Origin of the sequence: Lysinibacillus macroides, assembly GCF_001281525.1 — a bacterium.
Taxonomy (GTDB): Bacteria; Bacillota; Bacilli; order Bacillales_A; family Planococcaceae; genus Lysinibacillus; species Lysinibacillus macroides.
Window position 1 is genome coordinate 236,183 of sequence record NZ_LGCI01000011.1, and the last position, 25,316, is coordinate 261,498.

Annotated in this window: 22 protein-coding genes; 15 read left to right on the plus strand and 7 right to left on the minus strand. The window is 37.3% G+C overall.

What is annotated here, in order from left to right:
• The 4 genes from ADM90_RS21510 to zupT all read left to right on the plus strand — a co-directional run bounded on the left by ADM90_RS21510 (position 1) and on the right by zupT (position 3,695).
• The gene (locus ADM90_RS21510; protein WP_235473777.1) at positions 1-588 is read left to right on the plus strand and encodes a response regulator transcription factor; all 588 of its coding nucleotides are present in this window, start codon (positions 1-3) and stop codon (positions 586-588) included.
• A 411-nt stretch (positions 589-999) separates the two neighbouring features.
• Complete coding sequence (locus tag ADM90_RS21515) at positions 1,000-1,899, plus strand: hypothetical protein (protein WP_053996919.1); 900 nt, start codon at positions 1,000-1,002, stop codon at positions 1,897-1,899.
• Positions 1,900-2,132: 233 nt separating this feature from the next.
• Positions 2,133-2,741 (plus strand): phosphatase PAP2 family protein, encoded by a 609-nt coding sequence (locus ADM90_RS21520; protein ID WP_053996920.1) that lies wholly within the window; start codon positions 2,133-2,135, stop codon positions 2,739-2,741.
• A gap of 144 nt (positions 2,742-2,885) precedes the next feature.
• Positions 2,886-3,695: a zinc transporter ZupT gene (gene zupT / locus ADM90_RS21525; RefSeq protein WP_053996921.1), complete on the plus strand. Its 810-nt coding sequence runs from the start codon at positions 2,886-2,888 to the stop codon at positions 3,693-3,695.
• A gap of 240 nt (positions 3,696-3,935) precedes the next feature.
• Here the strand turns inward: zupT and ADM90_RS25475 are convergent, their stop codons facing one another.
• The 3 genes from ADM90_RS25475 to thrC form a co-directional block, all read right to left on the minus strand.
• On the minus strand, positions 3,936-4,208 hold the full coding sequence (locus ADM90_RS25475; protein WP_053996922.1) for an HAD family hydrolase: 273 nt from the start codon (positions 4,206-4,208) through the stop codon (positions 3,936-3,938).
• Between the two features lie 92 nt (positions 4,209-4,300).
• On the minus strand, positions 4,301-5,218 hold the full coding sequence (gene thrB, locus ADM90_RS21535) for a homoserine kinase (RefSeq protein ID WP_053996923.1): 918 nt from the start codon (positions 5,216-5,218) through the stop codon (positions 4,301-4,303).
• Positions 5,215-6,267 (minus strand): threonine synthase, encoded by a 1,053-nt coding sequence (gene thrC, locus ADM90_RS21540; protein WP_053996924.1) that lies wholly within the window; start codon positions 6,265-6,267, stop codon positions 5,215-5,217. The genes thrB and thrC overlap by 4 nt, the downstream gene beginning before the upstream one ends.
• A gap of 204 nt (positions 6,268-6,471) precedes the next feature.
• On the opposite strand from thrC, the gene ADM90_RS21545 reads away from it, so the two are divergent.
• Together ADM90_RS21545 and ADM90_RS21550 are read left to right on the plus strand one after the other, a co-directional pair.
• Entirely contained in the window at positions 6,472-7,701 is a 1,230-nt protein-coding gene (locus ADM90_RS21545) for an MFS transporter (protein ID WP_053996925.1), read from the plus strand.
• A 263-nt stretch (positions 7,702-7,964) separates the two neighbouring features.
• The gene (locus ADM90_RS21550; protein ID WP_053996926.1) at positions 7,965-8,831 is read left to right on the plus strand and encodes a MurR/RpiR family transcriptional regulator; all 867 of its coding nucleotides are present in this window, start codon (positions 7,965-7,967) and stop codon (positions 8,829-8,831) included.
• 108 nt (positions 8,832-8,939) lie between these two features.
• Here the strand turns inward: ADM90_RS21550 and ADM90_RS21555 are convergent, their stop codons facing one another.
• Complete coding sequence (locus ADM90_RS21555) at positions 8,940-9,746, minus strand: GNAT family N-acetyltransferase (protein WP_235473780.1); 807 nt, start codon at positions 9,744-9,746, stop codon at positions 8,940-8,942.
• A gap of 578 nt (positions 9,747-10,324) precedes the next feature.
• Between ADM90_RS21555 and ADM90_RS21560 the strand changes: the two genes are divergently transcribed.
• Positions 10,325-11,251 carry a manganese-dependent inorganic pyrophosphatase gene (locus tag ADM90_RS21560; RefSeq protein ID WP_053996928.1) on the plus strand — a complete coding sequence of 309 codons (927 nt, stop codon included), beginning with the start codon at positions 10,325-10,327 and terminating at the stop codon, positions 11,249-11,251.
• 34 nt (positions 11,252-11,285) lie between these two features.
• On the opposite strand, the gene ADM90_RS21565 is transcribed toward ADM90_RS21560, so the two are convergent.
• Complete coding sequence (locus tag ADM90_RS21565) at positions 11,286-12,665, minus strand: FAD-dependent oxidoreductase (protein ID WP_053996929.1); 1,380 nt, start codon at positions 12,663-12,665, stop codon at positions 11,286-11,288.
• 122 nt (positions 12,666-12,787) lie between these two features.
• Between ADM90_RS21565 and ADM90_RS21570 the strand changes: the two genes are divergently transcribed.
• The 4 genes from ADM90_RS21570 (at position 12,788) to ADM90_RS21585 (ending at position 17,275) form a co-directional block, all read left to right on the plus strand.
• The gene (locus ADM90_RS21570; RefSeq protein WP_053996930.1) at positions 12,788-13,495 is read left to right on the plus strand and encodes a DsbA family oxidoreductase; all 708 of its coding nucleotides are present in this window, start codon (positions 12,788-12,790) and stop codon (positions 13,493-13,495) included.
• Between the two features lie 137 nt (positions 13,496-13,632).
• The gene (locus ADM90_RS21575) at positions 13,633-14,259 is read left to right on the plus strand and encodes an FMN-dependent NADH-azoreductase (protein WP_053996931.1); all 627 of its coding nucleotides are present in this window, start codon (positions 13,633-13,635) and stop codon (positions 14,257-14,259) included.
• 302 nt (positions 14,260-14,561) lie between these two features.
• The gene (locus tag ADM90_RS21580) at positions 14,562-16,922 is read left to right on the plus strand and encodes a bifunctional 2',3'-cyclic-nucleotide 2'-phosphodiesterase/3'-nucleotidase (protein ID WP_053996932.1); all 2,361 of its coding nucleotides are present in this window, start codon (positions 14,562-14,564) and stop codon (positions 16,920-16,922) included.
• A 161-nt stretch (positions 16,923-17,083) separates the two neighbouring features.
• Positions 17,084-17,275 carry a hypothetical protein gene (locus ADM90_RS21585; RefSeq protein ID WP_053996933.1) on the plus strand — a complete coding sequence of 64 codons (192 nt, stop codon included), beginning with the start codon at positions 17,084-17,086 and terminating at the stop codon, positions 17,273-17,275.
• A gap of 119 nt (positions 17,276-17,394) precedes the next feature.
• On the opposite strand, the gene ADM90_RS21590 is transcribed toward ADM90_RS21585, so the two are convergent.
• On the minus strand, positions 17,395-17,922 hold the full coding sequence (locus ADM90_RS21590) for a YceI family protein (protein ID WP_053996934.1): 528 nt from the start codon (positions 17,920-17,922) through the stop codon (positions 17,395-17,397).
• A gap of 430 nt (positions 17,923-18,352) precedes the next feature.
• On the opposite strand from ADM90_RS21590, the gene ADM90_RS21595 reads away from it, so the two are divergent.
• The 3 genes from ADM90_RS21595 (at position 18,353) to ADM90_RS21605 (ending at position 20,570) form a co-directional block, all read left to right on the plus strand.
• Positions 18,353-18,658 carry a winged helix-turn-helix transcriptional regulator gene (locus tag ADM90_RS21595; RefSeq protein ID WP_053996935.1) on the plus strand — a complete coding sequence of 102 codons (306 nt, stop codon included), beginning with the start codon at positions 18,353-18,355 and terminating at the stop codon, positions 18,656-18,658.
• 188 nt (positions 18,659-18,846) lie between these two features.
• Positions 18,847-19,761 (plus strand): UDP-N-acetylmuramate dehydrogenase, encoded by a 915-nt coding sequence (murB, locus tag ADM90_RS21600; RefSeq protein ID WP_053996936.1) that lies wholly within the window; start codon positions 18,847-18,849, stop codon positions 19,759-19,761.
• Between the two features lie 53 nt (positions 19,762-19,814).
• Positions 19,815-20,570, plus strand: a complete 756-nt coding sequence (locus ADM90_RS21605) for an exodeoxyribonuclease III (protein ID WP_053996937.1) — start codon at positions 19,815-19,817, stop codon at positions 20,568-20,570.
• A gap of 411 nt (positions 20,571-20,981) precedes the next feature.
• Here ADM90_RS21605 and ADM90_RS21610 read toward each other — a convergent pair whose 3' ends face one another.
• Positions 20,982-22,220, minus strand: coding sequence for an IS110 family RNA-guided transposase (locus ADM90_RS21610; protein ID WP_053995080.1), 1,239 nt, complete (start codon positions 22,218-22,220; stop codon positions 20,982-20,984).
• A 622-nt stretch (positions 22,221-22,842) separates the two neighbouring features.
• Between ADM90_RS21610 and ADM90_RS21615 the strand changes: the two genes are divergently transcribed.
• On the plus strand, positions 22,843-25,206 hold the full coding sequence (locus ADM90_RS21615) for a penicillin acylase family protein (protein ID WP_235473783.1): 2,364 nt from the start codon (positions 22,843-22,845) through the stop codon (positions 25,204-25,206).
• Positions 25,207-25,316 lie beyond the last annotated feature (110 nt).

Sequence of the window (25,316 nt, forward strand, 5' to 3'; positions counted from 1 at the left end):
GTGTTAGAGGGAACGAAAAATTTATTTCAAGAAAACGAAGATATTATTATTGATACAGAAAGCGATGCAACGAGTGTTATCCAAAGAATAAAAACTAAGCCATATGATATCTATTTAATTGATATTAATATGCCATTAGAAAATGGGATAAACTTAGCTCGTCATATTAAATCAATTCAATCAAATGCTTCTGTTATCCTTTATACGGGAGATGATATTACTGATTATTATCACCTTATTTTAGAAAGAAAAATAGAAGGCATTTTAGCTAAAACGGCTTCTAAAGAGCAAATTATACGAACAGTAAGAGCCATTGCCAATGGTGAAATTGTTCTACCCCAAAATTTTTTGGATTTTCTGGATGATAAATTTCAATTGCAAAATGCCAAATTTGATATTCATCTTAATGAAAAAGAAAAGAAAATATTACGGCTCATTGCAGAAGGGCATACAAATAAAGCAATTGCCATCGAACTAAATATTCCGCAGCGAACAACTGAACGTTATTTAACACAACTTTTTTCTTTGCTTAATGTAGATTCACGTACAGAAGCTGTAAATCTGGCTGAAAAAATGAATTTACTGTAAGCTATTTCTATGTTATACTATTGGTATAATTTTCAATTAATAGGGGCCTTTTTGGGAATTAATAAATCCGTATATTTCCATTAGTAAATATTGCTTATTTCTTATGAGAAATAGCCTATCACTAAATTGTAACACCGCCAAAAAGTGGCGGTGTTTTTTATATGCCCGCCAAATCCCGCCAGAAATATATGCAAAGACCGCCAAAAAATTGGCGTAAACCCGAAGTTGAAATGGTGGTATAACTACTGGTACGCTTAATTTAAGGATGGTTAAGTAGATTTGCTATAAAAAAATGCTTTAAAATAAGCAGCCAGACTATCTGTGCATAAAGTAGGAAACGTAGATTGCCCAATATTACTAGCTAGTAAAAATATACTTCACCATAAAACTTTATAAAGGTAGGCGTGTAGTGTGAAAGTAGAACTCGAAAATTTATTTTCTATAGACGAATCTAGCCAAGATCAAGTGATTAATGTTTATAATCGTCATGGTATTGCAGTTGGTGCGCCTGAAATTAAAAAAAGAAATTTAAAAACAAAATTTAATCCCATTTTTACATTAAATGAAGAAATAACATATGAACACGTAACCGCTTTATATGAATCTTTAGAGCGTGAATTAGGTATTGTTTCAATAGGAGAACGTTTTTACTTTGAGTTTTCAGAACAAGAATATAAGCAGGCTCCATTATTTACTTTAAATTCGACAGGCAATTCACCAGAAATGTTTGTCGAGGATAAGGGTACATTATTTTCTTTAAGTACACATTGTAAATCTTGTGGACTTATGGCCAAAGAACAACTATCACCAATTGTGATCGATACATCGCAAATGAAGGACCGTCATTTAGTACATGTAAGTGGTTATTGGGTTGCCTCTCAGAATTTAGTATCAATAATGAAACAGGAAAACCTAGGGGGCTATGAGTTACTAGAGGTAATTCATCAAGGGCCTGAGGAAGGTAAACAACTTGCCTATCAAATTATTCCGACACAAATTTTACCCTCATGTAGTAGTGATAGAATCAAATTATATTTTGCTACTGAGCAGCCTCCATGTAGCTGTGGTTTAAATGGTGTCATTAATGGTCCAGATATTTATCATCGTAAGGATTTAAGCAATGTACAAGGCGATGTTTTTTATGCGGCTGAATGGAGCCATGATGGAAGATATTTGTATAGGAAAACATTATTTAGTAAAAGATTTAGAGAAGCAATTATTAGACATAATATTTCTCGTGATGTAAGAGGAGAAAAGGATTCAAACTTTGGACCGAAAGATTGGCTATTTGATCCTGTGTTAATACAGTAGTGTAGTGGATGTTGAACAATGATATAAAAAGGTTATACGACCTGATTGTAGTAATTCCTTCATTGGCTGTATTTACTTATTTGCATAGAGTGAAGGAAATATTGCTTATTTTTTGCCCGAGAATATAAGGATATATATTTTTCTAAAAACTACACCTATTCATCATCTCGAATAATCTGAATTATGTTATGATGTGAACAACATATTATGAATGTTTTGAGGTGAAGAAATAGATGAAAAAATGGGCATATCCATTAGCAATTATAACGTTCATTGTATTTATTGTATTAAGGGTTACTTATCAAGGTAATTTTGTGAATAAATTAGATGCTGCTATAGCAGAGGTGCTTTTTGGTAATCGTTTAATTGATGTTTTTCATTATATAGGTGAACCTGAATTTGTGGTCGCTGTAGCGGTAGTTTTACTGGCGTATTTAGCTTGGCGGGTAAAAAATTACCGTGCCATGTTATTGGTTGTTTTCACATTTGCAGCAGGGAATGTTTTAAATCAGCTATTAAAAAAATGGATTCAACGACCACGACCTGAAATTGAAGACCAGCTAACATCCTTTAGTTTTCCATCGGGACATGCTATGACGGGTATTTTATATTTATTCACCACAGCCTATATTTTAGCTGAGCATAATAGTAAAGGTCGTAAAGTATTATTATGGCTTGGAGCAATCATATTAACAATGCTTATTGGATTATCTCGTGTTGCAGGAGCTAGGCATTTTGCGTCAGATGTTCTCGCTGGCTGGTGTATGGGCTATACTTGGTTTATCATTTGTGTTATTTGGTATGAACGTCGCAAGAAATTGTTTCAATCAAATCATCAATAAGTCAAAGCAGTATTTGTATTCACATGAATCAATACTGCTTTTTATATTGTAAAGAACGATATTTGCCTTATAAAAGAGAATTGCGTATAGGAAACTTTTGCGTTAAGATGAGTACAATAAGAAAAAGAGTAAAGGAAGAAGGCAATGGAAGGAAACGTTTTACTAGCATTAGGGCTAACCCTTTTTGCTGGGCTGGCAACAGGTGTGGGCAGTTTAATAGCCTTTTTCACCTCAAGAACAAATACAAAATTTTTGTCATTAGCACTAGGCTTTTCAGCGGGTGTCATGATTTATGTATCACTTGTTGAAATTTTTGTAAAAGCAAAAGATGCTTTAACCAATGCATTAGGCACAACTAATGGTTATTGGATGACCATTCTTGGATTCTTTGGCGGCATGCTATTTATTGCGCTTATTGATAAATTTATTCCAAAGGCTACTAATCCACATGAGGTAAAGCTTGTTGAAGAGGTAAATGCGATTAAGCCAGAGGTCAATGAGGATCATTTGATGAAGATGGGGATTTTTACAGCCCTTGCGATTGCCATTCATAATTTCCCAGAGGGTATTGCAACATTTATGTCAGCGATCAATGATCCAAATGTAGGTATAGCAATTGCCATTGCAGTAGCTATTCATAATATTCCAGAGGGAATCGCTGTATCTGTTCCGATTTTCTTTGCCACGGGTAATCGGCGAAAAGCCTTTAAGTTATCATTTTTATCAGGATTAGCAGAGCCTGTCGGTGCATTAGTAGCATTTTTAATCCTTATGCCGTTTTTAACGGATGTCATGTTCGGAATTGTTTTTGCAGGTGTTGCGGGTATAATGGTTTTTATTTCATTAGATGAATTATTACCAGCAGCACAGCGATATGATGAAACTCATTTATCGATGTATGGTTTGGTAGGAGGAATGGCGGTTATGGCCATTAGTCTAGTATTACTTGCATAATAAAGAAGAATGGGAGCCAACTACGTAAAAGTCGGTTCCCTTTCCTGTTTTTTTAGGATGTAGCCATTGTCTTGTGTGACTCTATAATTTTCTGTGTAGCTTGTAAGCAATTATAGAAAGTAGTAAAGGGTTTATAAGGAATTTGAAGCTCCTCACAGCGATGAATAAGGTGATCTCTAGCCTGCTTGTTTGGCTGCCTCAAAATTCGATAGAGAATCGCCAATCACAATTTTAAAATGATCATCTGTGGCGACCTTGCGCATAGCGAACAAACTCTCCAAAGCCTTCACGAATTTTTGCTGTATCCGTAAGATATTGAATGATGTCATCTTTTTGTTGTGTAGCGAGTAGCTGAAACATAGCTGAGAGACCATCTTTAAATGAGAGTGTTTGTGTTATCATAGCCTCTACAATTTTTTGAGACTCTTCTGGCACAAATTGAGTCATCAAGGAAAAAATATTATCCGTTTCTGTTATCGTGCCATCGAAATCACAGAAAATAATTGGTTTCAAGATCATTCCCCTTTTAAGTGAAGCATCCATTCCAATCATGCTGCGTTACAATGATAGATGTATATGGATAAGCATTCAAGAAAAAACGCCTACTATGATAGCAGACGTTTTCCTGTTTCATTTATTTGTACCCCATGTTCATCCGCTTTTGTTAGAATAATTCGATGCGTTGGGAATTTAGTTTTCATTGTTTGTACGAATTCATCAGCAATGGTAGTAGGAATAATAGAGATTAATGTTGGGCCTGCTCCACTTAGTGCTGTTCCATAAGCCCCATTTTCCTTTGCAGCCGTGCGAATCTCTGTATAGGCAGGAATTAGCTTGGCGCGAAATGGCTCATGAAATAAATCAGCTTCCATATAACGACCAGCACGTTCAAAATCACGTGCCATTAAAGCGGCTGCTAACATATTTGCATTTGCTGAAGCGCTCACAGCATAAGCTCGGTCGAATTTCTCTGGTAATACAGAGCGTGCCTCGCTTGTTTTAAGCTCAATATCTGGCACATATACAACAAAGGATGCATGGATATCATTTATATGAAATGTATCGACAATGCCGTTTTCATCCATCGAAGAAATAGTTAAACCGCCTAAGACAGAGGCTGTTGCGTTGTCAGGATGACCTTCAATTTGTGAAGATAGATTAAGCTTATCTTGAACGGTTAAGCCAAGCTCACATACTTGGTTTGCCAGTTCAATACCTGCAACGATAGCGGCTGCACTGCTTCCAAGACCACGTGCTAATGGGAGCTCACTCGCCATCTCAACCCGACAGGCAGGTAGCTGTTTGCCATATTGATCTGCAATTTTTTTAGCAATCACGTATAGTAAATGCTCTTCAAGTTCAAACTCTTTAGGACCGTTGTCATCAAGGTGAATAATCTCCCATGTATCTTGCAAAGAAACTGTAAGCTTTAAGTAAAGAGACAAGCCAAGTCCTATTGAATCGAAGCCAGGCCCTAAATTGGCTGTGCTTCCAGGAACTGAGATTTGCCACATTTTACTCATAGTACACCTTCAATATACGTGCGAATTTCTTGTTCATCATTTTTTAGGGCTACAACCTCTACAGTAGATGTGTCCATCGCTGTATCAGGATCTTTTAGTCCGTTGCCTGTAAAAATAGTTACTACTTTAGCGCCCTTTGAAATTTTGCCATTTTCCACTGATTTAATGACACCTGCTAATGAAGCAGCCGAACCTGGCTCAACGAAAATGCCCTCTGTATTTGCAATTAGTTTATAGGCAGCTAGAATTTCTTCATCTGTAACGGAATCAATAATACCACCAGACTCATCGCGAGCAGCCTCTGCAAGTTTCCAGCTAGCAGGATTACCAATTCGAATAGCTGTTGCCACTGTTTCAGGGTTTGCAATTGGCTCTCCCTTTACAATTGCAGCAGCACCTTCGGCTTCAAAGCCGTACATTTTTGGAAGACCGCTATCTTTTGCAGCATGATATTCTTTAAAGCCTTTCCAGTATGCTGTAATATTTCCCGCGTTACCAACAGGGATGCAGAGATAATCAGGTGCTGAACCTAACGCATCAACAATTTCAAAGGATGCTGTTTTTTGTCCCTCAATGCGATATGGATTGACTGAGTTAACAAGAGCGACAGGTGTTGTTTCACTTACCTGGCGAACGATATTTAAAGCGTCGTCAAAGTTACCATCGATTTCAATGATTTTTGCACCATACATTGTTGCTTGTGCAAGCTTACCAAGAGCGACTTTTCCTTTGGGAATTACAACGATAGACTGGATACCAGCTCGTGTTGCATAGGCAGCAGCAGCAGCAGAAGTGTTTCCAGTAGAAGCGCAAATAACGCATTTACTACCATCTTCTATGGCCTTTGCCACAGCAAATACCATGCCTCGGTCTTTGAATGAACCAGTTGGATTTGCACCTTCAATTTTTCCATAAAGCTCAATACCTAATTTTTTAGATAAATTCACTAAATGTATAAGAGGCGTATTGCCTTCATTTAACGTTAATGCAGGTGTGTTGTCTGTTACGGGTAAAAATTGTTTATATTCTTCAATAAGGCCTTTCCACATAATAGTATGATCTCCTTTTGTTCTTATAGAAAGAACAGCTGTTTTTGTATAAAAGACATTTTAACGCAAACAGCCCTGTAATTTCAATAGCATTTCATAAATTGTCGAAACAATTTGGTAATTTGAATTTTACTTGTCACTTTCTTGAAACAACTGTATAGTAATTATACATTGTAATGTCAAATGTAAAGACAGGTGGTTAGGATGACAACAAATACTATAGGAACAAATAAATCTCAACAACCTATTTCGAGAAATAAGCTTTTAGGTGTAGCAGGAATAGGCTGGCTTTTTGATGCAATGGATGTTGGGATATTATCCTTTGTGATTGCTGCATTGGCAGCTGATTGGGGACTATCGCCGAGTCAATCTGGTTGGATTGGTAGTGTTAATTCAATCGGAATGGCTGTAGGAGCGCTAGTATTCGGTGTTTTTGCTGATAAAGTAGGGCGAAAGAAAATTTTTATGTGGACACTTGTACTTTTTTCAGTAGCAAGTGGTTTATCTGCCTTTACAACGACCTTAGTAGCCTTTTTACTACTACGTTTTTTAGTAGGGATGGGATTAGGCGGAGAATTGCCGGTTGCATCGACATTAGTATCTGAAAGTGTAAAAGCAAAGGAAAGAGGACGTGTCGTTGTTTTACTGGAAAGCTTTTGGGCAGCAGGCTGGTTAATTGCGGCATTGATTTCCTATTTTGTTATTCCAACATGGGGATGGCGAGTAGCCCTCATATTAACAGCACTTCCAGCCTTCTATGCCATTTATCTTCGCTGGCATCTCCCTGATTCACCGCAATTTACGGTGAAGGAAGAATCCAAGAAGCGTAGTATTGGTCAAAATATAAAGGATGTTTGGTCGAAGAAATATGCGCGTTCCACGCTAATGCTATGGGTATTATGGTTTACGGTTGTATTCTCCTATTATGGCATGTTTTTATGGCTACCAAGTGTGATGGTTGGTAAGGGCTTTGATATGATCACTAGCTTTAAATATGTTCTTATTATGACATTAGCTCAATTACCAGGGTATTTTACAGCAGCATGGTTTATTGATAAAATTGGACGGAAATTTGTGCTAGTTTCTTATCTAATAGGTACAGCAATTAGTGCTGCTATTTTTGGTAATGCAGAAACGCTCAGTATACTCTTAGCTTCAGGCATGTTTTTATCATTTTTTAACTTAGGTGCATGGGGTGCCCTTTATGCTTATACACCTGAACAGTACCCGGCTATTATTCGTGGAACTGGTGCGGGGATGGCAGCAGCCGTTGGACGTATTGGTGGTATCTTTGGACCACTGTTAGTTGGCTTTTTATTAACAGCAGGCTATACAATTGGCTTTATTTTTGCCATTTTCTGTGTAGCAATCATGATTGGGGTTATAGGCGTAGTTTTCTTAGGAAAAGAAACCAAACAACTAGAATTAGAATAGTCATACATCATAAATGCCTTGGCTCATAAATAGATGATTCAGGGCATTTTTTATTTCGTTCATAAATTTGTTGAAATTACAAATGCGTATAAAACAAGGATTAAAACGTATTATCGTATTAGCAGGTTGAAGCGCTAAAGTTTTTTCAGAAAAGTCATTGTATTCAAATTGTAATCGTGATACTGTATTGCTAATCGAATTTTGAGGCAGTAGGAAACAATCTCCTGTTCGTGATAAGGTCATTGAAAGAAGGGTTGTTAGATATGAGTATTCAAGAGGATATAAAGAAAAGATTTGTAAGGCTGTCAAAGGGGCAGCGTAAGGTAGCGCAATTTGTAATGGACAATCCCACAACTGTTATTGCTAATGGTGCAGCAGAAGTAGGGAGGATGGCAAATGTAAGTGAGTCAACTGTTATTCGTTTTTGTTATGCGATGGATCTTTCGGGTTATGTAGAACTGCAGGAAGAGGTAAGAAATTATGTGATGTCTCAAAATGATGGAATGCATTTACAACGTTCACATGCTGCTAATAAGTTAAGTCAATCTAGCTTTGGAAAGGTTATGCAAGGTGATAGTCAAAATATCCAGGAAGCGATTCAATTTATTAATGATAAGCTTATTCAAAAAAGTTCAAAATGGATGCATGAGGCAGACAATATTTATATTTTAGGTACTCATCACGTGGCATCTATGGCAGATTGGCTATCACATACATTAAAAACGTTACGTTCCAATATTAAGGAGCTGCGTTTAAATTCTGATGATATTTTACAACAAATAAATAATATGGGTGAACATACAACATTCATTGTATTCACTTTTGATAAACAGATAAAGGATATTCAAACAATTGTTGAAATTGCCAAGATGAAAAAAGTAAAAATTATTGTCATCACAGGCTCTGCATTTTCACCTATTCGAGAATATGCTAGTGCATTATTTGCGCTTGGCACAAAAAGTCATTCTTCCCTAGATATCGCTCCTGTTTTAGTGTCATTTTTGCATGCTTTGATAGAGGAAATGATCAGTCAAGACAAAGCTCAATATGAAAAATATCAACAATCCTATGAGCAAGTAGAGAGTAATGTACTATTCCTTGACGCTGCTAGAGAGAAGCAGATATTTTAATACAAACAACTGCGCATAGATAACGTGTGATCCACACAGCTCTATGCGTTTTTTATATAATAAAAAGATGTCCAAATATGATTTAGACATCTAGCTAGGAAGAGTGAATTATATCATTTTACTTAAGCTATACTCATTAACATAGGTATAATCATTTAATTTTATAGCATTTTGTCGAATACCCTCTTGCTGAAAGCCTAGTTTATTAAAGAGATGTAAGGCAATTTCATTATGCTCCATAACAGATAGTTCTAGTCGCGAAATATCACGTTGTTTAGACCAGTTTTCAACTGCTTTCATCAAGGCAGAACCAATGCCTTTTTGCTGATATTCTTTTTTTACTGCTACGCGCACAGAGGCTACGTGCTGTACCTTTGATTGCTTATAGCCATGTATCACAGCATAGCCTGCAAAAATACCATTTAATACACAAAGTAATATTGTGCGATTTTTTAGTTGTTTCCAATAGGTTAAATTTTTACGTAGCTGCTGCACTGTTAAATTTAATTCATTTTGTACATTGTACATGAAGTCGGTTTGTTGAAGAATTTCTTCCTGTAAGTGAATAAACGATCTAGCGTCAGATGCTTCAATCCCTCGAATTATATATGCAGATGGATTTTCTTCATTTTTAGAAGCATTGCTTTCAGTAGACTTCATTTGTGTACGTGAGAATGTTACACTATTACCGAGTTTCACTTCAATGACATAATAACCTGCATTTGTCCATGACAAATAGTGTGAAAGAGGGGGCTTGGTTTTCTTCCACCAGCTTTTATTTAAGTATGCAGCATTTGGTAAGGATTGTCCCATAATATTTTCTAATTCATTAAAGGATAGTGTGATTTCTTGTTGTAAGGCTACTTCAAAATAATTTGCTAAAGGAATATACTTTTTTTCCATCTTTTTTATCATCGTAATCCCCATTTCTTGTATATCTAAAAATATAGACTATTTGATGATAGCATAAAATTATGCTTACTTAAATATAAAACCCAACTAAATATCTATATATACTAATTTACTAAAAAAAAAGATGCATTTTTTACTATTAAATGTTAAATAAAGGATAGATAATTAGGGAAATCATAAATTGAAAGAAAGATATATGAAATAGTACTCAAATAAGTTATAATATATATATAGTTTATTTGCAAACTAGGATATTAAAGTAGCTTTGAGATAAAGATTTTAGAGTATCGAGATGAAGCTTTTACACCTTATTTGTATGGGCTCATGCTATGCTACTATTTTCGTTTTGTCTATTATGACTTTGTTATTAAAAGATAACACAGACAGTGAATGGCTATCTTTGTGCACAGGGTAAGAGGTCACAGATTTGTAGGAAAATAAAAAATGGGCGTGCCTCATTATAATGGAAATCACTTGCTTGACAAAAGACATCTTTCTGCCATTGATCCCATCGTATTTCAATAATATGTATGATAAAATAAAATATAAATGTAAGTGTCACTTTAGGAGGAATTGATTCAATGAGTAAAGTTTTAGTTTTTGGACATAAAAATCCAGATACAGACACAATCACATCTGCTATTGTATATGCCTATTTAAAGCAGCAACTAGGTGAAGAGGCTGAGGCAGTACGTCTTGGAGATGTTAATAATGAAACACAATTTGCGCTGGATAAATTCGGCTTTGAAGCACCTCGTTTAATCGCATCTATAGCAGGAGAAGCGGACAAGGTTATACTTGTGGACCATAACGAATTCCAACAATCAGCGGATGGCATTGAGGAGGTTCAAATTACAGAGGTAATCGACCACCATCGTATTGCCAACTTCCAAACAGCAGACCCGCTATACTATCGCGCAGAACCAGTGGGCTGTACAGCTACTATATTAAATAAAATTTTTAAAGAAAATAATATTGAAATCCCAGCGAATATTGCAGGTTTAATGCTATCTGCAATTGTTTCAGATACATTGCTTTTCAAATCACCAACTTGCACAGAGCAGGATGTAAAAGCTGGTGAAGAGTTAGCAAAAATTGCTGGGGTAGATACTGCTGAGTATGGTTTAGCTATGCTTAAAGCAGGTGCTGATCTATCTGATAAATCTTTAGAAGATCTCTTATCATTAGATGCTAAAGAGTTCCAATTTGGTGAGTACAAATCCGTTGTGGCGCAAGTGAATGCAGTGGATATTAATGATGTGCTACATCGTCAAGAGGAACTAGAGGCATTATTAAATAAAAATGTTGCTGACAATGGTTTAGATTTATTCTTCTTCGTTGTAACAGATATTTTAAACAATGATTCTACAGCTATTGCTATTGGGCAAGTAGCAGAAGCAGCAGCGAAAGGCTTTGGTGCTGAGCTTAGCCAGGGCCGTGTTGTATTACCAGGCGTTGTGTCTCGTAAAAAGCAAATCGTACCAGTATTAACAGAAGCTTTAAAATAATGTGAAGGAGGTTGTCTATAGGGCAACCTCTTTTTTAATCTAGCTTTAATGGTTGTACTGCAGGACCTTCCAGCACCTCGCCTTTGGCATTAAAGCGTGAGCCATGGCATGGACAATCCCAGGTTTCATCAGCCTTATTCCACTTTGTTTTACAGCCTAAATGCGTGCAGGTAGGGGCAGCAGCATGCTTCATGTAGCCAGCGATATATTCCTTTGCGACAAAGCCACCGACTTTCAGCATTTGCATAAATTGAGCACCGAATTTTGTACGTGATGGTGAATAAAGAGCAATAGCGCCCTCCTCACTTTGTGCACCGGTGATTAATGAGGATAAAATATCACCAGCCACAAAGGAATTGGAAATACCCCATTTGCGATAGCCCGTGGCAATTAGTACATTTGGTAAGGAATTTGTAATTCTCCCCACATACGGCACGATATCAGGTGTTTCAATATCCTGAGCAGACCAGCGATAAAGTGGCTGTTGCTCAAAATGTTCTTTTAGCTCATTCGTAATCCCTTCATAATAGGGCTCTGTATGAACTGTTTCCCCCGCAATATGATTGGCTCCTCCTAACACTAAATAATGCTCATCCTTAATAGTAGTCGTTCGAATAGAACGTGAAGGAAAGTCGACAGATAAATATTGACCCTGCATGGTTTCAGAGATTTTACTTGCTACCATATAAGAGCGACTATTGGATAGTTTAAAAAGTTGAAGCCCTTTAAATGCCTCAATTGGATAATGGGAGCACAAAATAAGCTTACTGTATTGAACCGACATGTTTTTTTCGGTATATAAGTTATTTTGTGAGATGTTTAATTGCTGTACACGTGTATTTGTATATAGTCTTGCCCCCATTGATTGTGCCTCTTTGGCAAGGAAGTTACTAACCTCTATAGGATTTATTTGAGCTTGCTGAGACATGCTTAACGCTTTTGTAATAGGAAAAGGCAGCTCAGTCTCAGAAGTAAGTGTTGATTTGATATTTAATACCTTATAGGCATTCCACTCTTTTAATAATTGCGCATAGCCTTCCTTTGTTTGACAATATAGCAATGAATCTACTTGGCGCACACTTTCTTGAGGAAGTAATTGTCTTGCTCGCTCAATGGCTTGCTGATTGAGCTGATAATAAAGCTTTGCCTCCTCCAATGAAAGCTTTTCTAAAAGATTTGCATAAATAAGGCTATGCTGCGCTGTTAATTTTCCTGTTGAATGACCAGTTGTACCGTGGCCAAAATGAGTATTTGCTTCAAGTAATACTACATCAACGCCTGCCTTTGCTAAAGTATAGGCCGTGTATAGTCCAGTTAAACCGCCACCGATAATACAGACATCACAAGTAATGGATGAAGTCAGTGACGATAGGGAGACAGATTCAGATGTTGCGATCCAAAGAGACTGTGTCATAGATAATCCTCACAATGTTTTTATGTTCAGTATGTAGGTTCGCTTGAAGATTTATGCAAGAGGCATAAAAATTGCCTTGCGTTTTGCTCTATCGTTACAATGTAACAAAAGGAGTGTGGATGATGAAAATTGAAATTTGGTCTGACTATGTATGTCCATTTTGTTATATTGGTAAAAAACAGCTAGAAAAGGCAATTCAGGATACAGGCTATGATGGGCAGGTAGAGCTCATTTATAAAAGCTATCAACTTGATCCAACAACACCAGTAGATTCAAATGTTTCGGTCTATGAATCATTGGCGAAAAAGTACGAGATATCTTTTGAAAAAGCACAAGAAATGACAGAAGGCGTAACAGCTCGTGCTAAAGAGGTGGGTTTAAACTACAATTTTAGTAATTTGATGGAAGAGAATACCCTAAAAGCTCATCGACTTGTAAAATGGGCAGAACAGCAAGGGGATGTTACAGCGCTTGTAGAGTCACTTTTATACAGTCACTTTATTGAAGGTAAGCGCATTGGACAAGACGAGGTATTACTAACTATCGCTGAACAGGTGGGTCTACAACGTGAGGAGGTAGCAAAGATTCTTGTAGCAGATACGTTTAAAGAGGAAGTAGAAGCGGATATTCAGGAAGGGCTCCAGCTAGGAGTACGAGGTGTACCATTTTTTGTTTTAAATCGTAAATACGGTATATCAGGTGCACAGCCACAACAGGTTTTTGAGGAAACATTGCACAAAGTAGCTGAGGAAGAGGGCTTAAAACCAAAGTTAACAATGGCTGGTTCCGAAGATAGTGGTATTTGTACAGATGATAGCTGTAAATTTTAGAAATCGTATATTAGCATCGCATTTCAGCCAAAAGTATGAGGCAGGGAGCGTTGACATTTTGCATGAAATTTTTTAAGATAAATATACATCTCGAATTCGAGATATTAAATTATGCACTTTAAGGGAGAATTTATATAATGAACGTTTTAGTAATAAAAGCTAACAACCGTCCAGACGGTATTTCAACAAAAATGTATGATACATTTATGGAAAATGTCCAAGGCGTGAATGTCACAACTTTTGATGTATTTGCAGAAGATATGCCTTATTTTGGACAAGATCTTTTCAATGCTTTTGGTAAAGTACAAAATGGTGGAGAGTTAATAGACATCGAATCACGTCTATTAGCTGCAAAACAAAAAGCAATGGATGCATTAACTGCAGCTGATTTAGTTGTATTTGCATTCCCACTATGGAACTTAACAATTCCAGCACCTTTACAAACATTTATTGACTATGTATACCAAGCGGGATTCACATTCAAATATGGTGAAAATGGTCAACTAATTAGCTTAATGACTGACAAAAAAGCAATTATTTTAAATGCTCGTGGTGGCTACTATTCATCACCAGAAGCTCAACCAATGGAAATGTCAGTAAACTATATTAAAAACGTAGTAGGTGGCGTATTCGGTATGGAAATTATCGAAGAAGTCATTATTGAAGGGCACAATGCTTCACCAGATAAAGCACAAGAAATTATTGCAAATGGCCTAGAAGAAGTGAAAAAAGTTGCTCAATCACTACAAACTGTGAATGCATAAAAAATATTTTTTAATAAAAGTTCTCTCATTTTTGGGAGGACTTTTTTATTTTATGAACAGATGTATGGTGTGGTATGGAGGTCGGGCATATTGACATTAACTTATTATTTAGAATTTACATTTACTAACATCCTATTAGATAGAAAAATGAAAAATGATAGCAATCTGTGATTTTGAGGGAAAGTAATTAACCATTCTTTTAAAAATACATATAATCAGGACTATTTATTCAGTAAAAATTAATATGGTTTTAATATAATAGGATTTGTAGGGAAATAATAGATTATCAGGGGGGTTGTTGTATGAATAAGAAATTAATAACTAATTTCTTAGTGATGTTACTAGTCCTTTTCGCGTTTATACCATTTGGAGTTTCTGCTGATGCTGCTTCCAATGATGTAACACGTGCAGATTATGTAAAGGAATTGGTAGAAAGCTTAGATGTAGAGATAGGCGATGGATCTTCTCTAGCCTTTAAAGATGTTTCCAAGGATTTAGCACCTTATGTAGAAAAAGCTGTTCAATTAAAACTAATTAAAGGTAAAACAGCAACGACATTTGGTCCATATGACAAATTAACACGTCAACAAGCATTTGTTATTTCTGCTCGCGGACTAGTGAGTGAAAACGCTTCCCTCACAGTTTTAGAGCAATTTAAGGATGCAGATCAAATTGCAGCGGCATATAAACAAGATTTAGCGAATGCTGTTGCAGCAAACATTTTACAAGCATTTGAGGATAACACTATTCGCCCTCGTGACTATGTGACAAAGGAACAGATGGAGAGTATTGTGGAGCGCTTTGTAGCAGAATACAAAGCACCTTCAACTGGCGTATCAGTAGATCTTCAGATTTTAGGGACAACAGATATTCATACCAATTTAGCTAATTACAATTACTATTTAGATGCTCCATCATCAGAGCTTGGTTTGGCTAATACAGCAACACTAATTGAGCAAGCAAGAGCTAAAAATCCAAACACATTACTTTTTGATAATGGTGATTTAATTCAAGGGACACCACTTGGCTCATATAAAGCATTAGAAAGCGTATTAAAGCCAGGTGAAGTTCATCCAGCTATTGCTGCACTTAATGCATTAAAATACGATGGTGGAACTTTAGGGAATCATGAATTTAACTATGGTCTAGACTTTTTAGATGAAGTATTAAACGATGCAAAGTATCCAGTCGTAAATGCTAATACTTATGATACAAAAACAAAAGAGCGTATGTTTACACCTTATGTCATTCTTGATAAAGAAGTGGTAGATAGTTCAGGCAAAAAGCATACACTTAAAGTTGGTGTAACAGGGATTGTTCCAACGAAAATTGTTGAATGGGATGCCATTCATTTAGCAGGTAAAGTGGAAATGCAAGAGCCAGTAGAAGCTGTGAAAGAGGTAGTACCAGAAATGCAAAAGGCTGGAGCAGACGTGATTGTCGTTCTGTCACATTCAGGTATCGGTGAAGATACTTATGTGAAGGGTGCTGAAAATGTTGGTTACCAATTAGCAGAAATTGATGGTATTGATGCTTTAATTACAGGGCACTCTCATTTAACATTCCCTGGTGACTATAAGGATTTGAAAGATGTTGACCAAGAGAAGGGTACAATTCACGGTGTTCCTACTGTTATGGCAGGTAGCTATGGTAGTCATCTTGGTGTAATTGATTTAAAACTAGAACAACAAGGATCAGAGTGGGTAGTGGTAGATGGTAAAGGTTCATTGCAATCGATCAAGCAAGAAGGTTTACAACCATCCACAACGGTTTTAGCGGCTATTAAAGAGGCACATGATGGCACATTAACGTATATCCGTCAGCCTGTTGGAGAAACAACTGCACCAATCCATAGTTATTTTTCAATGGTGCAAGATGATCCATCCATTCAAATCGTCACGCAAGCTCAAAAATGGTTTATCGAACAAGAGCTAAAAGGTACGGCTGATGAAAAGACACCAATTCTTTCAGCAGGAGCACCTTTCAAAGCAGGATCTCGTAATAATCCATTAGATTATACAAATATTCCTGTAGGACCGCTTGCTATTAAAAATATGGCCGACATTTATCATTATGACAATACTGTTGCTACGATTAAAGTGACAGGCGCACAAGCAATCGAGTGGTTAGAGATGGCTGCTGGTATTTTTGCAACAATTGATCCGACTAAAACAGAAGAGCAAAATATTATCGATGCAGAAGCACGTTCTTATAACTTTGATGTGTTAGATGGCTTAACATATCAAATTGATGTCACATCGCCAGCAAAATATGACCGCCGCGGTAATCTTACTGATGGAAAGGCAAATCGTATTAAGAATGTACAATATAATGGTAAACCAATCGATTTAAAACAAGAATTCATCATCATTACAAACAATTATCGTGTTGGTGGATCATATGGGGCGACATTTAAAAATGCAGAAGGCTCTAACATAACTAGCTATGCTTATGAAAATCGACAAGCTGTTGTAGATTATATTATGGCGAATAAAACAATTAACCCAGCTGCGGATAATAACTGGTCATTTGTACCGTTCCCAGCCAATACAAAGGTTATCTACCTATCTGCAAAAGATGCACAAAAGTTCATACCAGCAGGTAGTGGTATTGAATATTTAGAAGATACAGAAGCTGGATTTGCTAAATATTTAATTAAATAATGTAAGCAATATCTAAGCCTCTCTTTTAATGAATTTTTTAAAAGAGGGGCTTTTGTTTAGGACATTTAGCATCACTTAATACGCATGAGACAAAGATAGTATGATAAAATTAACTAAAGTAAAATTACCAAAACATGTAATATACGGAGACTGGGTGTATTATGAACTTAATGAAACTAGATACGAAGCAGGCTATTTTTACGTCTGTTTGCATCATTATTACAACCCTATTCATGTTAATCCTATTACCTGTGGGTGAGAATCTGCATCTGTTTGTTACGATATTTAATAGTATGGCTATGTTCCTCGGTGGAGGCTTATCGAAGCTGCTTTTTCCACAGTCAAAGGAATGAAAAAATCCATATATTTTGTTGTTTATTTCTCTAAAAGGTATTTTATAACATGCTTATAAGTTTTAAAAAGGAGAGTGCGAATCCATCCCTGCTCTCCTTTTATATGGATAAATATTTACTTAAAGAGGGTTTAACTCCAAATCTACAACAACATCTATATCTTCGCTAATTAATACACCACCTGTTTCAAGAGCTGTATTATAAAGTAAATTAAAGTCTCGGCGGTTAATTTTCGTCTTTGCTTGGAAAGCATATACTTCCTGTGTCCACGGATTAATACCGTTTCCTGTATACACGGCTGTAAATACGATTGGCTTTGTGACATTTTTAATTGTTAAATCTCCGTGAATGGCAAACTTTCGATCATCTAGTTTTTCAATATATGTAGAGGTAAATACTATCTTTGGATAGACATCTGCATCAAAAAAATCAGGAGATACAAGATGGACATCACGATCAAGATTTTTTGTGGAGACACTAGCTACAGCAATGATAATAGTGACAGCAGCATCCTGCATTTCTACAATATCAGCTGCTGTTATTTCTGCACTGTACGATTCGAACGTACCATGTATTCGTGAAACCATCATATGACGTACAGAGAAGCCAATAGTAGAATGGCTATAATCAATCGCATATTTCTTCATTAGAAAACCTCCCTAAAAACAGCACTCTACAACGAATAATAAATTAAAAAATTTATATATTCAATGAGTTTTTACAAAATAAACGCACAATCAGCAAATGCCAAAACATTTATTGACATTCTATTGATAGAGAACAGCTTTCCGTCTCTTTCTATATGTAGGGAATATGCTTGCATAGATGTTCTCCATTATATAAGAACAGTAGGCTTTTTTTCTATTTAAAGATGTATATCGTGATAAATGGGGCATATGCTAGAAAAGAACTGTATTTTATCAACAACTTTCACACATTAACCAGTCTATATTTTGATTAGTTACTTTTAGTAATTAAATAAATAAAGGTATATAAATTATAATAGATACATAAGTTACGCTAAATTTACATTTGTTATAATAATCGTTACAATAGGTTATATAGAGGTGAAAAATCATGAATGAGACAACTTTATGTCCTCGTCTAGCAAAAGCAATGGATTTAATCGGAAAACGATGGACCGGATTAATATTATATCAATTACTTGATGGCCCACAGCGCTTCAATGAAATAGAATCTGCACTACCTGTAAGTGGACGTTTATTATCCGAGCGTCTAAAAGAGCTTGAAAAGGAAGGGATTGTTGAACGAAAAGTGTACACTGAGGTTCCTGTACGTGTTGAATATTCCTTAACGGATAAAGGGCAGGCATTAGAGGGAGCTATACGCAATATTGAAATATGGGCAACGAACTGGCTCTAATGTAAGCTAATTGTGCCAACATAGCCCTTGAAATTGGAAGGACTGTCCATTTTCTTTAGTAATTATGTATCGCCTCTACACAGAGCGATAATAAGCGATAAAAATACCCTTCATTTTACTTGTCAAATTGGGGTTCTAAATCCATACTAGTGTAGAGTAAGAAGGACGTTAGAAAGGAATTAGCTCTTATGACAAAAGAACAATGGGTTAAGGATTTAGCGAAGAGCATTAATCCTGCCAATATTAAGCTGGATGAATCATTACGACAATACACAATGACAAAATTAGGTGGCAAAGCAGATGTTTTTGTGCTTCCCGAAACAGAGGAAGAAGCAGCATCCGTTATTCGCTATGCATATACAAATAATATTTCTTTATTAATGTTAGGTAACGGGTCCAATTTGGTTGTACGCGATGGCGGTCATCGAGGCATCGTTGTTACATTTTCACGCTTAGCTGCCATTCGCATCGATGATGCACATGTTTATGCACAAAGTGGGGCACTTATTAAGGATGTCTCAAAGCTTGCTGCACAGGCCTCTTTGACAGGCTTTGAATTTGCTTGTGGTATACCTGGATCAATTGGTGGAGCGATGGCCATGAATGCCGGTGCTTATGGTGGTGAAATTAAAGATATTATTGTGTCTTCTAAAGTGTTAACAAAAGAAGGCGATATTTTAACATTAGCCAAAGATGAGCTTGAGCTTGGCTATCGACAAAGTATTATTGCTAAAAAAGGCTACTATGTGCTGTCTTCTGAATTTCAGTTAGCACCAGGTGTACAGGAGGAAATTGATGCAAAGATTGCTGATTTAACATTTCAGCGAGAGTCTAAGCAGCCATTAGAATATCCTTCGGCAGGTAGTGTTTTTAAACGCCCTCCAGGTCACTTTGCAGGTAAGCTCATTCAAGATAGCGGCCTACAAGGTAAGGGTGTAGGCGGTGCAGAAGTCTCTACTAAGCACGCTGGCTTTATTGTGAATAAAGGAAATGCCACTGCCTCTGACTATATTGCAACAATTCAAATGGTTCAACGTGTTGTTAAGGAGAAGTTTGGCATTGATTTAGAGACAGAAGTGAAAATTGTTGGTGATGATCTATAATATAACGCCCTTCGCTATTGTCGAAGGGCGTTTTTTTAAGGAGTGGAGATAGGATGAAGTTTATATCTTGGAATGTCAATGGGATACGAGCCTGTATCAGTAAAGGCTTTTTAGAGTTTTTTCATCAGATAGATGCTGACTTTTTTTGTGTGCAAGAAATTAAATGTCAGGCTGGACAAGTAGAGCTTGCGCTTGATGGATACCAGCAATATTGGAATTATGCACAGAAGAAGGGCTATTCAGGAACGGCTATATTTACCAAGCACACACCATTATCTGTTCGCTATGGAGTGGGCGATGAGGATGCTCAGGAGGAGGGCAGAATTATTACATTAGAGTATAATGATTTTTATTTGGTAAATGTTTATACGCCTAATGCACAGCGTGATTTAGCGAGGTTACCATTACGTTTAGAATGGGAGGATCGCTTAGCCATGTATTTAAAAGAGCTTGATAGCAGGAAGCCTGTTATTTACTGTGGTGATTTAAACGTAGCACATACAGAAATTGATTTAAAAAATGCTAAGTCGAATATCGGCAATTCAGGATTTACATACGAAGAGCGTGCAAAAATGTCTGCGTTATTGGCAAGTGGCTTTGTAGATTCCTTCCGTTATAAATATCCTGAGGAAACGGATCATTATACATGGTGGTCTTATATGAATAAAGTGCGGGAGCGTAATATTGGCTGGCGTATTGATTATTTTATTGTGTCAGAACGCTTAAAGGCACAAATTGATATAGCCACAATTCATCCTCATATTATGGGCAGCGATCATTGTCCAATTGAATTACAATTGCATATCTAGCAGGCGAATTCACTGAAGAAAGTGTCTCACCTGAAAAAAATCGTATTTTCAACAAGAAAATACGATTTTTTAACATTGCTCAGTAGTCCCTATATTTTTTATTATTTATACTATTTTCATAGCGGATAAGCATAAAATTTTATGCTGAAAGACAATTTTATTTACATAACATAGTAAAATTCGCTGTTTGAGGTCTGTGTAAAGGATTTAGCAAGGTTGTATGGGAATATAGTGCAAAAAGCCCAGTGGTGAAATGTCAACCATAAAAAACATCAAAATTGGAAATTCCTAAGTGCGAAAGCTTATTCATCGCCACTTTAAGGCGCACTCAAATAAACCTCACGTTTTCCAACTTAAAAAGTTAAAAAATGGAAGTTACAAATTAACTAAAGAAAAGCGAGAAAGTGTTCGTTATTCTCTCCTTTCTTCTTTGGGCGTGTACAGCTGTTTCGTGCGTAGTAGCGAATGCACGAGCCGTACAAGTTTTCTAGCGGTTAAGACGAGAGCGCGTTTGTGTTGATGCTTGGTTACTTCTTGATATTTCTTTTGATAAAAGGCTTTATATTCGGTGTCATGTTTTCGTATGGCGTCTGAAGCTTGTACAAGATAATAGCGTAAATACTTATTGCCGGTTCGCATCCGACTGGTGTTTTCAGACTCATATTCACCTGATTGATGCTGTGTCCATACGAAACCTGCGTATTTCGCTAAAGCGTGGTGATCATCAAAACGATGGATATCGCCAATCTCTGCGATTAAGCCCGCTGCGTACACGGGACCGATGCCTTTTACTGATGTTAATGTTTGCGGAATACCTTTCATCATGCGTTCGATTTCTTTATCTAAACGCTTTACTTGGGTTTCCATGTGCTGAATCGTGCTCAGAATGACTGATAAAGAAAGATTGACGGGATCCGCCATCACTTTATCTAAACGATAGGAATTGCGAGCGAGCTGCTTGAGATATTTCGCCATCTCCTCTGGCGCCACAAAACGATTTTTGCCTTTCTCTTGTAGGAACTCTACGAGCTCCTCTAAAGGCATATCGGCAATGATACCTGGATCTAGTTCTTCTATCACCGCGACACTTGTCGCACCGAATGTATCGGAGAACGGATTATCTTGGCGTAAGCCACTAAATTTTAAGTACAGTTGATTTAACATGTATGTTTTATTACGGGCAATTTCATGGACTAAATGGAAGCGCGTGCGTGTTAATCGACGAAGTGCATCGTAAATTAAGGTTTCTTGCATTTCATGTGGCAATCGTCCAAAGCGTAGATGATCCGCAATAACCCAGGCGTCTATTTTGTCGTTTTTCGGTAACATATCATAGCCCTTCTTAAAACGGGAAACTTTACGTGCGTTGAGCATATAAATCGCTGTTTGAAGATGTGGTACTACTTTCTTACATTGTGCTTTTAAGTAATGGGCAAGGTGCCAACTATATTGATCCGTGGCTTCCATCCCAATTTTTAATTGATCTGTTTGATTTTTTTCCGCTGTTCGTATAATTTTTTGAATCAAGGTGTCCGCACCTTCTACATCATTTCGAACAGAAAAATCAGCGAGTGTGTGACCCTCTCCATGCATGAAATGGACATGATGGGAGCGCAAACTCACGTCAATACCGACTAGCATTTGTGACATGCCAATCACCTCCTAAAGGGGGAATTAATCAAGATACACGCAGACCTGGGTGCCCAGTCGAATCATCGATGTCTGCCTCGTGATGAGCAATCGCATGGAGAAGACCATAATTGAGCGCTACACTCTCTTCAATCATTGCGTCGCAGCCAGTGGTTAGACCTTCCATAATGAACGATGGGTAGCAGGCTTATGAAGCAGTACACATGCGTGTCCGCAAGGAGGAAAAGCTATTTCCTGCGAATACCTTGTCCGTTCCATTGTCTCATGGGCACAGTCTGAGTGAAATAAAAGTTGTCATAAAAAAGGACGAAGTACTGAAATGGAGCCTCCTCCATCCTTCGCCCTTGTGCTATAAAATTGGGTTAAAAAAGTGTATGACAAATAAACAGGCAAGCACCTGTGAGCAATACTTTAAGAAAAGATGATAAATAATGAAAATAGTGATTTCCTTTTGGCTCCCTCGGTCAAACCAGGGGCAAACAGGTAAAACATAAAACAGGAGTGAGGGAGCCAATTGGCGACCACTTCCTATAGGAAATCCAACAGATCCTCCAGCTGTCCGGATCAACTGGAAATTCTATCGGAAAGAGCTCTTACTACTAATATACGAGGAGGTTATAGGGTGAGAAAGTTTCGATGGAAAAAGTGGCTGCTCATTATTGCTGGAATATTAGCAGTAGTAGCAATTGCGGCTTTTATTGGCTTTACATGGTTTATGAATAAATCAAAACCAGTGATTGATGGCGAGCTAACGGTGAATATTTTAGAGCAGGATGTTACGGTGACAAGAGATGACAAAGGGGTTCCACATATTTTTGCGGAGACAGATGCTGATTTATATCGTGCACAAGGATATGTTCAAGCGCAGGATCGATTGTTTCAGATGGATTTAGCACGCAGGCAGGCAAGTGGTCGCTTGTCTGAAATTATTGGGGAGGCAACGATTAATTCAGACAAACACTTCCGTACATTTAGCTTACAGGAAGCAGCTGAAAAATCATTGGCTGCCTATGATGCAGAAAGTAAACAAGTGCTTGAGTGGTATGCTGAAGGGGTAAATGCTTTTATTGCACAGGCGAAGGAAAACAATACCCTAAGTTATGAATTTACTTTGTTAGGCTATGAGCCAGAGGAATGGACAGTGATTGATTCCTTAACAATTGGTAAATATATGGCCTATGATTTAGGTGGAAATTGGAATATATTGGCCTTCCGTCATTGGGCATTACAAAACTTTGAAGAAGAAAAGGCGAAAGAGTTATTTATCGAATATCCTGAAAATGCTTCGTTGATCATTGAGGCCAATATCAATAATCCTGTGGCAGTAGCAGGGCAATTTAATGTGGAATTACTACCAAATGAATTTAATGGTAGTAATAACTGGGTTGTTTCTGGTGATAAAACAAAATCGGGAAAACCTATTTTGGCAGATGACCCACACCTAGGGTTAAGCACACCATCTATTTGGTATCAAATGCATCTGCAATCGCCTCAGCAAAATGTAAGTGGTGTTATTTTTGCTGGGATTCCTGGTATTATTTTGGGGCATAATGAGGATATTGCATGGGGAGTTACAAATGTGGGTCCTGATGTGCAGGATTTATATATTGAAATACCGAATCCAGATAATCCAACGCAATTTCGTTACGATGGTCAGTGGGAGCAAGCGGAGGTACGTGATGAATCCATCAAGGTAAAAGATGGCGAAACGGTAGACTTTGAAGTAGTTGTCACACGTCATGGACCGATTATGACAGATTTAGCTTTTAAGGAGACGGAGCCAACAGCACAATTTTCAATGCAATGGACGGCACTACAGCCTACCGCAGAACTAAGGGCAGTGCTTGGCTTTAATAAGGCGAAATCCTGGAATGACTTTGAAAGGGCACTAGAAGATTTTAAAGCACCAGCGCAAAACTTTGTATTTGCATCACAGGACGGTACGATCGCCTATAAAGCGAATGGTCAGATTCCTATTCGTAAACAGGGGGATGGTCAATTACCAGTTCCAGGTGATTCAAGTGATTATGGATGGGAGGGCTTTATTCCTTGGGATGAGCTTCCTACTGTTGTAAATCCAGAGGAAGGCTTTATTGCAACTGCGAACAATAAAGTAATAGGAGAAGAGTATCCTTATCATATAACCAATTTTTGGGCACAGCCTTATCGTTTTGAGCGTATTAAGGAAGTGCTTGAGACGAATAATGCTCTTACCGTGGAAGATATGATGAATTTACAAATGGATCAGCATAATCTGTATGCAAGAGAGTTTTTACCAAATTTATTAACCTCTATAAAGGCACAGGATCAGGATGGAAAGTATACAGAGATGATAGCATTGCTTGAAAATTGGGATATGGTAGATGCTAAGGAAGCAGGTGCACCGCTTGTCTTTCATACGCTTATGATAAAGCTGCAGGAAGTATTGTTTCAAGATCAGATGCCACGAGATATGTATTATCTGATGAAGGGTAAATTTAATATTACCGATCAGCTTTTGCGTACAGCATATGCAGGAAAGAAAAGCATTTGGTTGGAGGAGCAGGGTGGTGTTGATGCAGCTGTTTATAAAGCTTTTAAGTTAACCATTACACAATTAGAAGAGCAATTTGGAAAAAACGCATCAAAATGGCAGTGGGGAGATTTCCATCAGCTTACCTTTAACCATACATTAGGAAGTGCATCACCAATTCTTGCAGCCTATTTTGATGCTAAAAAGGTTGCCATTGGTGGCTCAAAGGTTACTGTACAGGCGGCAGACAATGATTTAGCAGGAAATGTAGACCATGGAGCATCTTGGCGCTTTGTGGTAGATGTAGGTGACCTAAGCTCGGCTCATCATATCGTTGGTCCAGGGCAAAGTGGTCATGTAAAATCTGCTTGGTATCAAGATCAAGTATTGGACTGGGTGGAAGGTAATTATCATGAAACGTTTGTAAGGAAAGAAGATATAAAGGGTAAAACAGTGCAACTAAAAGCTCAATAAACAAGAATTAGCGTACAAAAGTGCGCTAATTTTTTTTGGCTATCCTCCTATGATGTCCATCCCTAACATTCAAAGATTCATTTGAATATAATAAGGTAATATGTTACATT